At 67.9% G+C, this 14313-nt stretch carries 13 protein-coding genes and 1 tRNA gene; 9 read left to right on the plus strand and 5 right to left on the minus strand.

Annotated features, from left to right (window positions below; genetic code table 11):
- From KBI44_11810 to KBI44_11820, 3 genes are all read left to right on the plus strand, one after another.
- The coding region (locus tag KBI44_11810; protein MBP9145161.1) for a fasciclin domain-containing protein at window positions 1–77 on the plus strand (77 nt) is incomplete at its 5' end.
- 151 nt (window positions 78–228) lie between these two features.
- Window positions 229–831, plus strand: a complete 603-nt coding sequence (locus KBI44_11815) for a hypothetical protein (protein ID MBP9145162.1) — start codon at window positions 229–231, stop codon at window positions 829–831.
- Window positions 832–1051: 220 nt separating this feature from the next.
- Window positions 1052–1609 (plus strand): dihydrofolate reductase family protein, encoded by a 558-nt coding sequence (locus KBI44_11820; GenBank protein MBP9145163.1) that lies wholly within the window; start codon window positions 1052–1054, stop codon window positions 1607–1609.
- Between the two features lie 139 nt (window positions 1610–1748).
- On the opposite strand, the gene KBI44_11825 is transcribed toward KBI44_11820, so the two are convergent.
- The 5 genes from KBI44_11825 to KBI44_11845 all read right to left on the minus strand — a co-directional run bounded on the left by KBI44_11825 (window position 1749) and on the right by KBI44_11845 (window position 3999).
- Window positions 1749–1825 (minus strand) — tRNA-Met (locus tag KBI44_11825).
- A 109-nt stretch (window positions 1826–1934) separates the two neighbouring features.
- The gene (locus tag KBI44_11830; protein MBP9145164.1) at window positions 1935–2351 is read right to left on the minus strand and encodes a hypothetical protein; all 417 of its coding nucleotides are present in this window, start codon (window positions 2349–2351) and stop codon (window positions 1935–1937) included.
- Window positions 2348–3115 (minus strand): DNA alkylation repair protein, encoded by a 768-nt coding sequence (locus tag KBI44_11835; protein ID MBP9145165.1) that lies wholly within the window; start codon window positions 3113–3115, stop codon window positions 2348–2350. The genes KBI44_11830 and KBI44_11835 overlap by 4 nt, the downstream gene beginning before the upstream one ends.
- A gap of 3 nt (window positions 3116–3118) precedes the next feature.
- On the minus strand, window positions 3119–3610 hold the full coding sequence (locus tag KBI44_11840; GenBank protein ID MBP9145166.1) for an SRPBCC family protein: 492 nt from the start codon (window positions 3608–3610) through the stop codon (window positions 3119–3121).
- Window positions 3607–3999 (minus strand): winged helix-turn-helix transcriptional regulator, encoded by a 393-nt coding sequence (locus tag KBI44_11845; protein MBP9145167.1) that lies wholly within the window; start codon window positions 3997–3999, stop codon window positions 3607–3609. Before KBI44_11845 ends, KBI44_11840 begins: the two co-directional genes overlap by 4 nt.
- A 101-nt stretch (window positions 4000–4100) precedes the next feature.
- Between KBI44_11845 and KBI44_11850 the strand changes: the two genes are divergently transcribed.
- From KBI44_11850 to KBI44_11875, 6 genes are all read left to right on the plus strand, one after another.
- Window positions 4101–6380, plus strand: a complete 2280-nt coding sequence (locus tag KBI44_11850; GenBank protein MBP9145168.1) for a carbohydrate binding family 9 domain-containing protein — start codon at window positions 4101–4103, stop codon at window positions 6378–6380.
- A 153-nt stretch (window positions 6381–6533) separates the two neighbouring features.
- Window positions 6534–8303 (plus strand): hypothetical protein, encoded by a 1770-nt coding sequence (locus tag KBI44_11855; protein MBP9145169.1) that lies wholly within the window; start codon window positions 6534–6536, stop codon window positions 8301–8303.
- 378 nt (window positions 8304–8681) lie between these two features.
- A complete protein-coding gene (locus KBI44_11860) occupies window positions 8682–9947 on the plus strand; it encodes a mechanosensitive ion channel family protein (protein MBP9145170.1) in 1266 nt (421 codons plus the stop codon).
- Window positions 9948–10010: 63 nt separating this feature from the next.
- On the plus strand, window positions 10011–11342 hold the full coding sequence (locus KBI44_11865; GenBank protein ID MBP9145171.1) for a glycosyltransferase: 1332 nt from the start codon (window positions 10011–10013) through the stop codon (window positions 11340–11342).
- Window positions 11329–13413 (plus strand): HAD-IIB family hydrolase, encoded by a 2085-nt coding sequence (locus tag KBI44_11870; GenBank protein ID MBP9145172.1) that lies wholly within the window; start codon window positions 11329–11331, stop codon window positions 13411–13413. Before KBI44_11865 ends, KBI44_11870 begins: the two co-directional genes overlap by 14 nt.
- On the plus strand, window positions 13406–14302 hold the full coding sequence (locus KBI44_11875) for a carbohydrate kinase (protein MBP9145173.1): 897 nt from the start codon (window positions 13406–13408) through the stop codon (window positions 14300–14302). The genes KBI44_11870 and KBI44_11875 overlap by 8 nt, the downstream gene beginning before the upstream one ends.
- The last annotated feature ends 11 nt before the right edge of the window (window positions 14303–14313 follow it).

Genomic DNA, 14313 nt, shown 5'->3' on the forward strand with positions numbered 1-14313 from the left:
CGACCGTGACGATCGCCGACGTCAACCAGTCGAACGGCGTCATCCACGTCGTCGACAGCGTCCTGCTGCCGAACTGAGACGCTGGCGCAGGGAACCCGTCGCACGCTGCCGGCAATCGCCGGACGATGGCGGAAGAGCAGGCAAGTCGAGGGCGCCCGCAGGGGCGCCCTTTTTCGTCGCATCGCGACCGTGCTGCGCCTGGCGCGGTGTTGATATAGAACTGTGCGTATGAAACGAACAGCGCACCGGGTTCCTGCATTGCTTGCCCTGGCCTCGAGCGTCCTCGCGATCCCGGCTACCGCCCCGGCGCAAGAGGAGCGGAGCTTCCAGCAACTGGTCCAGGAGGCCGGCGCGCTCTTCCAGGCGATGCAACGGCAGCTCGATCTGCGGCAGAAGGAGCTGGAGCGGTTGGCGGAGGTTCTCGAGAGACTGGGCGAAGCCTCGACTTCGCTCTACCGGGACCCACCGAGGACACGCCGCGACACGGCGCTGGCTGCCGTCGAGGAGGCGCGGGCGCTCGCGGCCCAGGAGCCGGCTCTGGACGAGAACGTGCTCGCGATCCTCGACCGTTGTGAGGCGGAGGCCGGGCGCGATGTCACGGGGGAGCGAGGTCCTGAGGCGGCGGCTCGGTTGCTCGCGGATTCGATCCTGCTCGAAGCGGAGACGAACGACAGGGTCCGAAGATTCCTCGCGGATGCCGACGCGCTCGGGCGCGCGAGCGACGGAATCGCCATGCGAGCGCGCTTCCTCTCCTCCCAGGCGACGCGGGCGCTGGATCGCCTCCTAGCGCTGCGCGCCGTCGCGCTCAGTGAGCGGGATCGGCGCCAGTAGCGGGATCGAGGAGAGATCGAGAGTGCCGGGTGGTGACACCCGGCCGTTCCTGGTGAGTTCGCTGTTTGCGCTGCTCGCCTGACGCCTGCCGAGGCGCGCGCCCCACCTTCCTCGAACCGGTGCGTGAGGGCGGGTACCCGTGGGGACCGAACTGCAGCTGAATGCCGGTTGCAGGCGGAGCGATAGGCCCGGCGGGGAGCCTGGTCCTAGAATCCTCGCCATGGGACTCCTGACCTTCGCCACCAACGTCACGCTGGACGGATGTGTCGACCACCGCGAGGGGATCGCCGACGACCAGACACACGCCTTCTTCGCTCGCCTCATGGACGAGAGCGGGGCGATGCTGTGGGGCCGCGTCACCTACGAGATGATGGAGAGCTACTGGCCGGCCGTCGCTCGCGGGGCAGAGGAGGCGCCGCCCGCCTTGCGCGAGTGGGCGGTGAAGCTCGAGGCCAAGCCGAAGTACGTGGTGTCGTCGACGCGCAGGGACTTCCCGTGGACCAACAGCCACTCCATCGGCGGCGATCTGCGCGCGGGCGTGGAGAAGCTCAAGGACGCGACCCCGGCCGGCGTGCTCCTCGGCAGCGGCAAGCTCGCGACCGCGCTGGACCGGCTGGATCTGATCGACGAGTACAGGTTCCTCGTCCACCCCAGGATCGCCGGCCACGGCCCGACCCTGTACCAGAGCGGGCTGCCGGCGACGCGTCAGCTCGAGTTGGTCTCGGCGAGGCCGCTCCGCAACGGCGTGGTGGCGATGCACTACCGCCGCGCCCGCTGATTCGCAGGAGTCGCACGGCGGTGATCCTCGAGGCGCGCGCGGGGAGCCGGGGGGCCGAGTGCGGCCCGAGCGACCTCGACGAGGCCGCGGAAGAACAAAAGGCCGGGTGGCGACACCCGGCCTTTCGTGGAAAATTCGATGGTTGCGGGGGCAGGATTTGAACCTGCGACCTTTGGGTTATGAGCCCAACGAGCTACCTGGCTGCTCCACCCCGCGTCAGTGCCCGGCAGCAAGCCACCGGGGTCAACGAGGATGACACATCGCCGGCCGCCAGGTCAATCGGGCGGGGCTCAAGTCGCCCGGGGGCTCCCGTGACGCTCGCAGCTCAACTGGCTCCGTCGCCCCGCCCGAGCGCCAGCCTCCCGCCGAGCCAGGCGCAGGGGAGGGAGCTCGCGGCGAGGAGGATCGGGTACCAGGCGGGGCCGACGTTCTTCGGGATCATCGTGATGGCGCCGATGGTGCCGAGGACGAGGCCGATCGCCCCGAAGACCCAGACGTGCCGCCAGTCGCTCGCGACGCTCCTGTGGGGTGCGAGCCGCGCGGTGAGCCAGGCGGCGCCGATCGTGATGAGGATGCGATAGGTCAGCGCGAGGAGATTGAGCTCCGGCTGCGGCATCGGCTCGCCCCACGGCGGGTAGACCTCGAGGACATGCAGGAGCTGGTCGACGGCCAGCGACAGAACGACGACCGTCAGGAAGCCGGTGAAGACGGCGAGGAAGCTCCTTCGCGGCGCTGCGATCATCTGTCGGTCCTCTTCGGAGTGGGTTTGCGAGCGGTCGGTTGGAGCTCGCGCAGGGCGTCCTTGCCCACCCAGCGCGGGCCGGGGTCAGTGGCCGCGGCGAGCCGGAGGGCGACCGCGACTGCCGCCCGCCGTAGCGCCGGATTGCGCTTGCCGGTGGCGCGGAGCGCCATGTTCACCGCCTTCTGGACGTAGGGACGCTCGTCCGTCGCAGCGGCCGCGATGAGCTCGAGGCCGTGCAGGAAGAGCTCGTCGGGGGCATCGCGGTCGTGGCGCGTGAGCCCCCAGAGGAGGGCGAAGGCAGCGCGGCGCACGTACTCCTCCTTGCGGCCGCTCCACGCTTCCACTCGCGCCCAGGCGTGCGGCGTGCGGTCGAAGAGCACGAAGCAGACCGTGTCGCAGATCCCCCAGTTGTCGAAGTCGCGCGCCCAGCGGTCCATCTGCGCGACGGTGACCTTCCCGGGTTCGTCCACGTAGGCCGCGAGCATCCGCGCCTCGAAGATGCCGCTCTGCCAGAGCTCGGCGGCGAGAGCGTGATGCTGCCCCAGGAGCTTCGCGACGCGCTGGATGTCGCCCACGGCGACGCCCAGTGCCCCGGTCGACGGCAGGGCGTAGCGCGCCATGCCGGCGAGCGTCGCGGGAGTGGCCCGGGCCTCGAGTGCGGCGAGCGCCGACGGCAGGTCGGGCGGGAGCGCGGCGGGCGCTGCGCGCTGTGGCTTGGCAGCCTCGCGGTGCGGCCGGCGGTCGGGGGACCTGCGGGGCGGCATCGCTCAGGCCGCCGCGATCGTCGGCAGAAGCGCCTCCAGGGTGTCGAAGCCCGCTGCCACGCCGTTCTCCATCGGACTCTTCAGTACAGCGTCGCGGATCTCCCGGGTGTCGTAGAGCACCGTCATCGTCAGCGTCGTCACTCCACCCTGTTCCCGGAACTCGACCGTATCGACAGCCTCACCCTCGTGCCAGGGGTTGTCGAACTTCTCGGTGGCGACGATGCGCAGCCCGGGGACGATCTCGCGGTAGACCCCGCCCATGCCCATCTCGTAACCGGTGGGCGACCGCCAGACCCAGCGATAGCTGCCGCCCACCGAGAGATCCATCTCGCAGACCGGAAAGGTCCAGCCGTTGTGCACTCCGAGCCAGCGCTGCAGGTGCTCGGGCCGTGTGTAGGCCTCCCAGACGAGGGAGCTCGGGGCCGCGAAGGTTCGGGCCATGACGATCTCGCGGTCGGAAGGCGTGGTGATCTCGAGTTTGCCGACTCTCTTCATCGCTTCTCTCCTTTGGCCTTCGTGCGTTTGCGCTTGCGGTCGCGGACCTTCAGCTCGTCGAGCAGGCTGTCCAGTTGCTGAAAAGAGGCCTCCCAGTACTCGCGGTAGCGCTCGAGCCACGCGTTCGCTTCGGCGAGGGGCTGCGCTTCGAGGCGCGAGGGGCGGCGCTGGGCGTCGATACCGCGCGACACCAGGCCGGCACGTTCGAGGACCTTGATGTGTTTCGAGATCGCCGGCTGACTCATGGCGAACGGCGCGGCGAGCTCGGCGACCGAGGCCTCGCCGCTGGCGAGGCGGGCGAGGATCGCGCGCCGCGTGGGATCGGCGAGCGCCGCGAAGGTCGCGTCGAGGCGGTCGGAGGTTGGGATCGCATAACCAGACAGTTGCATAACGCACAGGTTATATACATAGCGATCGACTGTCAAGCCGGCTGCCCGTTGCGCCGACCCTTCCGGTAACCCGGAAGGGTCGGCGCGCGTATCACCCAGGCATGGACCTCTTGCGCTTCGCGGCCACTGGGCGCCGGTCCGCATTCGCGCTTCTTTTCGTGCTCCTCCTGCAGCCCTGCCTCGGCGCCCATGCCGCGATGGGTCCGGAGATTCGCATCGCCCGCGTCGCGACCCCGATCGTCGTCGACGGCGACCTCGGGGACCTGGCCTGGCAGGGCGCCGAGCCGATCACGGACTGGCTCGAGACCAACCCGGGCGACAACATTCCGCCGAAAGTCCGGAGCGTCGCCTGGCTCGCCTACGACGACGACTTCCTCTACGCCGCGTTCGAGTTCGACGAGCCCGACCCGAAGACGATCCGGGCGCCGCTCGGCGATCGCGACGCCTTGCGCTCGTACACCGATTACGGCGGCGTGATCCTCGATTCGCAGAACGATGGCCACACGGCGCAGCTCTTCCTCGCCAACGCCCGCGGCATCCAGTACGACGCGCTCTCGAACGACGCCACCGGCGAAGACGACTCTCCCGACTACTTCTGGGACAGCGCCGCGAGGATCACCGCCAACGGCTGGGTGCTCGAGATCCGCATTCCCTTCTCCTCCCTGCGCTACACCGATCCGGACCCGGCGCAGTGGGGGATCCTGCTCTACCGCAACCGGCCGCGCGACTTCCGCTACCAGATGTTCACCTCACGCCTGCCGCGCGACTCGAGTTGCTTCATCTGCAACTCGCGGCCGCTCGTCGGCCTCGCCGGACTCTCGGTCGGCTCGCACTACGTCGTGGCCCCCTACGTCGCGGCGAATCAGGCGGCCGCGCCGCGCGACGGTCTCGGCAGCCCTCTCGCGACCGACGACGCGGAGTTCGACGGTGGCGTCGACGCCAAGTGGATTCCGAATCCCTCGACCGCGATCGACGCGACGGTGAACCCCGACTTCTCGCAGATCGAATCGGACGCCGGCCAGATCACGGCGAACGAGCGCTTCGCACTCTTCTTTCCCGAGAAGCGGCCGTTCTTTCTCGAGGGGGTGAATCTCCTCCAGACACCGATCCAGGCGGTCTACACCCGCACCTTCACCTCGCCACGCTTCGGACTGCGGGCGACCGGCGGCAGCGAGTCGACCAAGTACACGGCCCTCGTTGGCCAGGACCGCGGCGGCGGTTCGGTGATCCTCCCCGGCCCCGAAGGCTCGGGGTTCGCCGATCAGGACTTCGCCTCGTACGTCGCAGTGACCCGCGGGCGCCATGATTTCGCCAAAGCGTTCGTGAGCTTTCTCTACACCGGCCGCGAGAACGAGAGTGGCGACGGCGGTGGCTTCAATCATGTGGCGGGCCCGGACTTCGAATGGCGGCCGACGCCGCAGGACACCGTGACCGGGCAGCTCCTCTACTCCTGGACCCAGACGCCGAACCGGCCCGAGCTCGCGACCGAGTGGGACGGCCGCGAGCTCGAGGGCCACGGCGCCAAGCTCTGGGCGCAGCACGCCACCGAGACCTGGGACCTCTTCGGCCAGTACGAGGACTTCTCCGACGATTTCCGTGCCGACAACGGCTTCGTGCCGCAGGTGGGCTACCGGATGCTCTACGTCGAATCGGGGCGCACCTGGCGTCCGTTGGAGAAGAAGGTGTCGCGCGTCCGGCTCTTCGGCATCGCCAATCGCGCCGAGACCCAGGGGGGAGAGCTCCTGTCGCAGGAGTTCGTGCCCGGCGTCGGGATGGATGCGACGTGGAACTCCTTCGTCCGCATCGAGTTCGCCTTCGACGAGGTGGTGAACCAGGGGGTCGCCTTCGACCGCTTCCAGTTCCGTCCCCAGCTCGAGGTCCGCCCCGGCAAGGTCGTGCAGCAGGTGACGCTGCAGGCGGTCTACGGCGACGACGTCGACTTCGCCAACAATCGCCCGGGCGAGGGCTGGCGCGCCACCCTCAGCGCCAACCTGCAGCCGACCGACCACCTCGCTCTGGGCCTCTCGGCGGCCCGCCGCATCCTCGATGTCGACTCCGTCGAGCAGGGCAACGTGATCGCCGGGCGCCTCTTCACCGCCGACCTCGCGCGCCTGCGCGCGGTCTACACCTTCAACGCCAGGAGCTGGCTGCGGCTCATCGGCGAATGGGCGGAGACCGAGCGCAACCCGGCGCTCTACACCTTCGACGTCCGGCCGACGAGCGGCGATTTCTCGGGCTCGGCGGTCTTCGCCTACAAGCTCAACTGGCAGACCGTCTTCTTCCTCGGCGTCGGCGACGAGCGCACCCAGGACCCGAGCGGCGACCTCCAGCCCCTCGGCCGCCAGGCCTTCTTCAAGATCTCCTACGCCTTCCAGCACTGAAGCGGATCCGCCCCGGGCTGGGGCTGCGCCGACCCCTCGCCGGGGGAGGGCGGACCGGAGTCGGCCCCCCATTCGCTCTTCCGGATGTAACGGCGGCTCCTGGCCGGTGACAGAGATCTCCAGACGCCCGAATCCGTCCAGGAGAAAACGTCCATGCCGACCGCCCCTCGCCCGAGTCTCGTCCCCGCCGCTCTCGTCCTGCTCGTCTCGGGTGCGGCTGCCCTGCTGCCGGGGAGCGCCGGCGCGGCCATCTACTACGTCGGCACCGGGACCACATGCGATGGCGCCAACGATCGTCCGAGCCTCGGCGCCGCGCTCCTCTCGGCGGCGTTCACCACCGCCAACGACGAGATTCGCCTCACCCGGACGCTGACCTACACCAACGTCGCGCTCGATCTGGTCGACTGGCACGCCGGCGTGGCCGGAACGGTGACGATCGCCGGCGGCTATGACAACTGCGACGACACCGCCGCGAGCGGTCGCATCGCACTCAACGGGCAGAGCGGAAACTCGGTGGTGGTCGTCAGGACGTCTTCCCAGTCGTCCTCGGTCGTCACGCTGCGCGCACTCGAGCTGACCGACTCCGGCTTCCGGGGACTCGCCGTCGGCTCGGGTGCCGAGGTCAGCCTGCAGAACGTCTGGATCCACCACAACGGTGGTGGCGCCTTCGTGAGCACGGGCGGGTTCCTGACCACCGACGCCGCGACCGAGGTTACCGACCACGCCCCCTTCTACGACTACGGCGGTGGCATCTCGTGCTCGGGGGCGGGCGCCTACCTCGGCTTCCGCGGCAAGTTGCTCAGGAACCAGGTGCTCGAGGGGGGCGGCAATCTCCACGTCGGCCCGGGCTGTCTGGTCGAGCTCTACGGCGGCGTGCTCCTCGAGGGGAACGGCGCCTTTCCCTCTGTGGACTACAGCGCCTCTTTCGGTGGCGCGATCTACGTCGACAACGGCATCGTCGTCGCGCATGGCGGGGCGAACCAGGTCATGATCCGCCAGCACCAGGTCTATGCCGACGGCAGGGGCGGAGCGATCTTCGCCCGCGGCGCCGACGCCGTCGTGTCGTTGTTCAATACCGCCATCCAGAACAACACTGCGCGAATCTCCGGCGCGGCCCTCCATGCCGAGGACGGCGCCTCCGTCGCCATGGATCGGGTGGCTCCGTGTCCGTTCATCTTCAGCTGCAGCGACATCCGGAACAACCGGACCATAGGAAGCTGGGACGGGCATCTGGTGAGCATCGATGGCGCCCACGTCGAGCTGCGCCGCACCGTGGTCGTGGGGAACGGCTGGCAGTCGACATTCCTGGCAGCCCCCAGCAATCTCCTGCACGTCGAGAACGACGGCTATCTCGCGCTCGACGGCGTGCTGCTCTGGCGCAACTTCGCGGCCCACCTGCTGCACGCCATCAGCGGCGGGGAGATCACCGGCCAGTATCTGACCGTAGCGGAGAACACCTATTCGATCGACAGCGTGGTCTACGATTCCTGGGCGTCGATCGCCGACGGTGGGGACGTGGGTCTCTTCTCGTCGATCCTGCTCGACACCAAGGGCACGGACACTCTGGCCGGCGGAAGCACGACGTCGGACTGCCTGCTGGTCAACACGACCCAGAACTGGAATCCGGGGACCTTCTTCGTCGCGGCGCCGCTCTTCATCAGCCAGGGCACCGGCGACCTGCGCCAGGTCGCCGGCTCGCCGGGGGTCGACTTCTGCGACGAGCAGATGGTCCCCTGGCCGGGTCAGCTGGACGTCGAGCGGCGCCCGCGCGGCTACGACGAGGGCACCAACCCGAACGGCGTACCGGGTATCTCCGGCGGCAGGTTCGATGCGGGCTTTTCGGAGCACGTCCCGGCCGGCTATCTCTTCGCGGACGGCTTCGGGACCGGCGACACCACGGCCTGGTCGTCGACGGCGAACTGAGAAGCTGCACCGCAGCTGCCGAGCTCGCCTCCCGGCGATTCCGCGGGTCTGGGCTTCTCACCAGCGCTCGCCACGAGGCGCCGGCCGGCGCGAGTGCTCGAGCGCAGCCTGCGGGACGCGACGATCTGTAGCGCGTCGCCCTCATCGAGGCCGATGGCTCCCGAACCCGCTCCTCCCGGCGTGCGGGTCTGGAGATCCCCTTTCCCGCCGCCGGCAAGTCGATCGGTATACTGCCCGCTGAAGGGGTCCGGGGAGCCCGCTCTCCGGAGGACAGATAGATGGTCGGGCCGCCATCTGAGCGCATTGCTCGGTGCCGGTCCGCCTGGACTCGATGCGGCCCGCGAGGATGCGCTTCCCGATCCGGAACGCGGAGGTGTCATGGCGTCGATCGCAGGCCGGCAGCAGATTTTTCAGACTCGTCTCCGCGTTGCGCTCGCCCTGGTCGCGCTGCTGGGTTCGGGCGCCGCACAGTCGAACGCCGGCTCGCCGCCGGCGGCGCCGGTGCCCATCGTCGAGCCAGCCCCGGAACCGGTCGCCCCTGCGATCCCGGGAAACCTGGGGGGAGGCTTCGGCCTCGATCGGATCGAGAGCCTGCAAGTGCCCTTTCTGGGCAATCCCCTCTGGCAGTATCTCGCCGTCCTCGCCTGGGTCGCGCTGGCGTTTCTTCTCTCGAGACTCGTGGACCACCTCCTCCGCGGCCAGCTGCGTAGGCTCGCCCTGCAGAGCGCCACGCCGGTCGATGACATCGTCCTCGAGCTCTCACGCCGACCCTTGAGGATCGTGGTGTTCGTGTTGATCCTGCAGGTGGGCCTGAAGGTCTTCTCCTGGCCCGACTGGGCGGTCGCCTACGTCTCGATGGCGCTCAAAGGGGTTGTCGGGCTCTCCATTGCCTACCTGGCTCTCAAGCTCGTCGACGTTGCGCTCGAGATCTGGCAACTCCGCCTCCGGACCGCCGATGACGGTGAGGTCGGCATGCAGCTCCTGCCCGTCGTGCGCAAGAGCCTCAGGTTCTTCGTTGTCATCGTCGCTGCGCTCGTCACGATGCAGAACGTGGGGATGGACGTCACCGGCCTGCTCGCGTCGCTGTCCATCGGCGGACTTGCGCTCGGTCTGGCCGCGCAGGACACGCTCTCGAACCTCTTCGGCGCCGTAGCGCTCCACGCCGATCGGCCATTTCGGGTCGGCGACCGGGTCCAGCTCGATGCGATCGATGGAACGGTAGAGGCGATCGGCCTGCGCAGCACGCGTATCCGCAATCTCGACGGCTTCCTGGTGACCGTACCGAACCGGACGATGGCGAACGCCAGTCTCACGAACGTCAGCCACCGCCCGAGCATCAAGACCGAGATGAACATCGGCGTCACCTACGAGACATCGGCCGAGGAGGTCGAGCGCGCGATGCAGATCATCGAGGAGATCTACCGTCCGCATCCGAAGACCGCGGATCTCATCGTCAGCTTCAACAAGTTCGAGAGCTCTTCCCTGAACATCCTGGTGGTTCATTGGTGGGACTCGACGGATGTCCGGGAGTATCTCGCCCAGTTCCAGAAGCTCAATCTCGAGTTGAAGCGCGTCTTCGACCTCGAGGGCATACAGTTCGCCTTCCCGACGCAGACGGTGCACTTCAAGAGGGACCTGCGATGACGCAGATCCTGCTTTCACGGCCCTCGGGCAGGAGGTCGGACTCGAACGATGAATGAAGACCCGATGGACAGTCTCTCGACGTTGCCGCGAATCGCGATGGTCTCGACCCATGGCTATGTGGCGGCACACCCGCCGCTGGGGGCGGCGGACACGGGAGGCCAAGTGGTCTACGTGCTCGAGCTCTCGAAGAAGCTCGCGCAACTGGGATACGAGGTCGATATCTGGACGCGGCGATTCGAGGACCAACCCGAGATCGACCTCGTCACGGAGCGGGTACGGGTCGTCCGTGTGCCGTGCGGCGGACGGAGCTTCATTCCCAAGGAGTACCTGCACGAGAAGCTTCCGGAATGGGGCGAGAACGCCCTGCGCTTCATCCAGAGACACGGGCTCAAGTACGAGTTCATCGACAGCCACTACTGGGACGCCGGCCTTGCCGGGCAGCATCTGAGCGAGGTGCTCGGCACGCCGCACCTGCACACGCCGCACTCCTTGGGAATCTGGAAGCGCCGGCAAATGGAGAACGACTACCCCGGCGACATCGAGAGGTTCGAGCGCCAGTACAATTTTGCTCAGCGGATCCATTTCGAGCGCCTGCTCTACGGCTCGGCGAACATGGTGATCGCCACGACGCCGCCGCAGCTCGAGCTGCTCTCCAAGGACTATGACGTCCTGCCGGAGAAGTGCCGCATGATTCCTCCCGGCTACGACGACAACCGTTTCTTTCCGGTCGGCGAGTCCTCCGCCCGCGCGCTACGGCAAAAGCTCGGATTCGAGGGCCCGGTCGTGATGGCGATCGGGCGGCTGGCGCGCAACAAGGGCTACGACCTGCTCATCCGGGCTTTCCAATTGGTCGCGGAGCGCGATCCGGATGTCACCCTCTACCTCGCCGTGGGGGGAGAGCGATTGTCTTCGCAGGAGGAGTCGATCCGGGCCGAGCTCGCGCAACTGGTCGCCGAGCTCGGCCTGGAGACGCGCGTGCGTTTCGGCACCTTCATACCGGACGACGAGCTCGCCGACTGTTTTCGCGCGGCCGACGTCTTCGTGCTCTCCAGCCGCTACGAGCCGTTCGGCATGACGGCGATCGAGGCCATGGCGTGCGGCACCCCGACCGTGGTGACGGTTCACGGCGGGCTCTACCGCGCGCTGACTTTCGGACGCCACGCGCTCTACGCCGATCCGTTCGATCGCGAGGACCTCGGCATGATGATCCACAAGATCCTCAGCCATCCGCGCTTGCGGGAGCGCCTCGCCAGGATGGGGGCGCACAAGGCGCGGAGTCTGTTTACCTGGACAGGAATCGCGCAGCAACTGGTCGCCCTGGTGGAGCGCCGAGCCACGGAGAACTTCGCCTTGACCGACACCGAATGGGACGAGCCCTGGAATGATGCCGATTAGGCTCTTCGCCGCCGATCTGGACGGAACCCTGGTGGGCAACCCGGAAGCCGCGCGCCGGTTCAAGTCCGCCTGGAGCGAGCCTCGCGAGGGGGGACGCCCGCTGCTCTGCTACAACTCGGGCCGGCTCGTGGACGACATACTCAAGTTGCTCGAGTCGGAGCCCCTTCCAGTGCCGGACTACATCGTCGGCGGCGTCGGCACGCAGCTCTACGATGTCGCGCGCGCCCAGGCCGTCGTTGAGTTCGACGAGCAGTATCGACAGGGCTGGGACCTCGAGCGCATCGAGCAGATTCTCGCCGCCTTCCCCGGAGTCACACGGCAGCCGCCCGAATTTCTCCATCCCTACAAGTCGAGCTGGTACCTGGATCAGGCCTCTGCCGAGGCTTTGGACTCCCTCCGCGCAAGGCTGGCGGCCTCGGGCCTCAAGGTCTCGCTCGTCTATTCGAGCTCGCGCGACCTCGACATCCTGCCTGCCGAGACCAGCAAAGGCCACGCACTCGCGTGGCTCTGTCGGCGGTTGGGTGTTCCTGCGACCGAGGTTCTGGTGGCCGGCGACACCGGCAACGACAGCAGCATGTTCCTGCTCGCCGGAGTCCGTGGGATCGTCGTCGAGAACGCCCAGCCGGAGCTCCACGAGGCTGTCGTGCACCTGCCCACCTACGGCGCGCAACGTACCTTCGCCGATGGAGTTCTCGAGGGTCTCGCACACTTCGGAGTGATAGGTGCGGTCCCCGCGTTTGGCGGCTCGGCAGCTCCGGCCGGGGATCTGGATCCGACGCTGCGCCGGCTCTTCAGCGCGGAGGCATTGAGCTCGCTGCGCGGCGACGAGCGCGAGCTCATCGCCGAAGGCTATCGCCACGCGCTCCTCGCTCTGCGAAAGTGCATCACGCCGATCGGCTTCTCCGCCTGCTCTCCCGCCGACAACGAGGTGACCGGAACGGACAACAACTACCGCGCGGTCTGGGCGCGCGACGGTGCGATCGCCATCGTCGGAACTCTCGATCTCGAGGACATGGACATCCGCGCCGCCCAGCTGGCGACCTTTCGAACGCTGCTCGGCAATCTCGCGGAGAACGGCCAGGTGCCGGCGAACGTCAACCTCGACAGCGGCGTGGCGGATTACAGCGGCGTGGGTGGAATCTGCGCCATCGACGGCGCTCTCTGGCTGGTGCTCGCCTTCTACCAGTATGTGCGCAAGCGCGAAGCCTGGGATTGTCTCGCCGAGTACGCGCCGGCGCTCGAGCGGGTGATGAACTGGCTTCTCGGGCTCGACAGCAACAACGACGGCCTGCTGGAGATTCCGGAAGCCGGCGACTGGACCGATCTGTTCGGGCGCAGCTATCACATCCTCTACGACGAGGTGCTCTGGTACCGCGCTGCGGTCTCCTATGGCCGACTCCTCGAACATCAGGGGAGGCTCGAGGAGGCCGCCGCCTGGCTGCGCCGCGCGCAGAGCATTCGCGCCAAGATTCTCGCGGCCTTCTGGCCGACGACGAAGCCACGCGACCCCTCCGCGCGAGTCAGTTTCGCCGATCAGCAGTTCGCGGTGGGGGATTCGAGCTATCTGCTCGCCGAGATCACGCCGTTCGCCTTCAACTGGCGCTGCGACGTGCTGGGGAACATCCAGGCCTTCCTGGGCAATGTGCTCGACGTCGACCGGGCGCGCACGGCGTTCCGGTTCATGTGGGGAGTGGGCGTCAACGAGCCCTTGCCGGTCGTCAACCTCTACCCGCCGGTCCAGGCCGGCGATCCGGACTGGCGCGCCTATTACACGGTGAATCTGCTCAATCTGCCGGGCCACTACCACAACGGCGGCATCTGGCCGTTCATCGGCGGCATGTGGGTACGCTTCATTCATCGCCTCGGTCTGCGCGATGTCGCCTGTCGCGAGCTCTTCAAGCTCGCGCAGGCGAATCGCCTCGGCAGGAGCCATGATTGGGAATTCAACGAGTGGCTTCACAGTCGAACGGGTCGCCCGATGGGCAAGGCGTTCCAGGCCTGGTCCGCCACTTCGTATATTCACGCCTGTCACGAGCTGCAGATGAGTCCGGAGAGCCTCGCCGATGAGTGAGTGCGGGCAGGCGTCCGTCCTGTGTTTCGGCGAGATCCTCTGGGACTCCCTGCCGCACGGTCTCTTTCCCGGAGGGGCGCCGCTGAACGTCGCCTACCATCTGCGCAAGTTCGGCCTGCGACCGGTCCTGGTGACGGCGGTGGGACGTGATCGACTGGGCGAGGAGATGCTGCGGCGTCTCGAGGCGTGGAACATCGACGCCACCGGGGTGGCGCTCGACCCGGACTGGCCTACGGGCCTGAGCCGGGTGACGCTCAACGGCGGCAGCCCCGGCTTCGAGATCGCTCGCGACGCCGCCTGGGATCGGATCCAGCTTTCACCTGAGGTTCGTGAGGTCGCGAGCGGCTGCGCTGCGGTGGTCTTCGGCTCGCTCGCGCAGCGAACGGAGCACAACCGCCTGCAGCTTGCAGCGCTGCTCGCTCTGTGCCCGACGGCGCTCCGGGTCTTCGACGTCAACCTGCGCCCGCCTTTCGAAGACGCCCAGATCGTCTGGAACCTGGCCCGGCGGGCCGACCTCGTCAAGCTGAGCGATCAGGAGCTCGCGTCGCTCCTCGGAGAGTCCCTCACCCCAGCCGATTTCGCAGCAGCTACTCGCCGTTTCGCTCTCCGAGCCGATGTCAGGCAGGTTTGCCTCACCGCAGGGGCGCTCGGCGCGGGCCTGTACCTCGACGGGCGGTGGATCTGGCGATCGAGCCGGCCCGCGCCGGTCCGCGACAGCGTCGGGGCCGGGGACGCCTTTCTCGCCGCCTTTCTCTTCGGTCGGCTGCGCGAAGCCGAGCCGCCCGAGAGGACGCTGCGGCGCGCCTGCCGGCTCGCCCGATTCATCGTCACGCAGGACGGCGCGACGCCGGCCTACCGGCTCGACAGCGAGGGCAACGTCGTCTCTTGAGCGGAGGGGGA

The organism is Thermoanaerobaculia bacterium (genome assembly GCA_018057705.1).
Classification (GTDB): Bacteria; Acidobacteriota; Thermoanaerobaculia; order Multivoradales; family JAGPDF01; genus JAGPDF01.

What these genes read in the sequence shown, in the direction of transcription:
- KBI44_11815 (MBP9145162.1), top strand. Translation starts at nt 229, where the DNA reads ATGAAACGAACAGCGCACCGGGTTCCTGCATTGCTTGCCCTGGCCTCG.
- KBI44_11820 (MBP9145163.1), top strand. Translation starts at nt 1,052, where the DNA reads ATGGGACTCCTGACCTTCGCCACCAACGTCACGCTGGACGGATGTGTC.
- KBI44_11830 (MBP9145164.1), bottom strand. Translation starts at nt 2,351, where the DNA reads ATGATCGCAGCGCCGCGAAGGAGCTTCCTCGCCGTCTTCACCGGCTTC.
- KBI44_11835 (MBP9145165.1), bottom strand. Translation starts at nt 3,115, where the DNA reads ATGCCGCCCCGCAGGTCCCCCGACCGCCGGCCGCACCGCGAGGCTGCC.
- KBI44_11840 (MBP9145166.1), bottom strand. Translation starts at nt 3,610, where the DNA reads ATGAAGAGAGTCGGCAAACTCGAGATCACCACGCCTTCCGACCGCGAG.
- KBI44_11845 (MBP9145167.1), bottom strand. Translation starts at nt 3,999, where the DNA reads ATGCAACTGTCTGGTTATGCGATCCCAACCTCCGACCGCCTCGACGCG.
- KBI44_11850 (MBP9145168.1), top strand. Translation starts at nt 4,101, where the DNA reads ATGGACCTCTTGCGCTTCGCGGCCACTGGGCGCCGGTCCGCATTCGCG.
- KBI44_11855 (MBP9145169.1), top strand. Translation starts at nt 6,534, where the DNA reads ATGCCGACCGCCCCTCGCCCGAGTCTCGTCCCCGCCGCTCTCGTCCTG.
- KBI44_11860 (MBP9145170.1), top strand. Translation starts at nt 8,682, where the DNA reads ATGGCGTCGATCGCAGGCCGGCAGCAGATTTTTCAGACTCGTCTCCGC.
- KBI44_11865 (MBP9145171.1), top strand. Translation starts at nt 10,011, where the DNA reads ATGGACAGTCTCTCGACGTTGCCGCGAATCGCGATGGTCTCGACCCAT.
- KBI44_11870 (MBP9145172.1), top strand. Translation starts at nt 11,329, where the DNA reads ATGATGCCGATTAGGCTCTTCGCCGCCGATCTGGACGGAACCCTGGTG.
- KBI44_11875 (MBP9145173.1), top strand. Translation starts at nt 13,406, where the DNA reads ATGAGTGAGTGCGGGCAGGCGTCCGTCCTGTGTTTCGGCGAGATCCTC.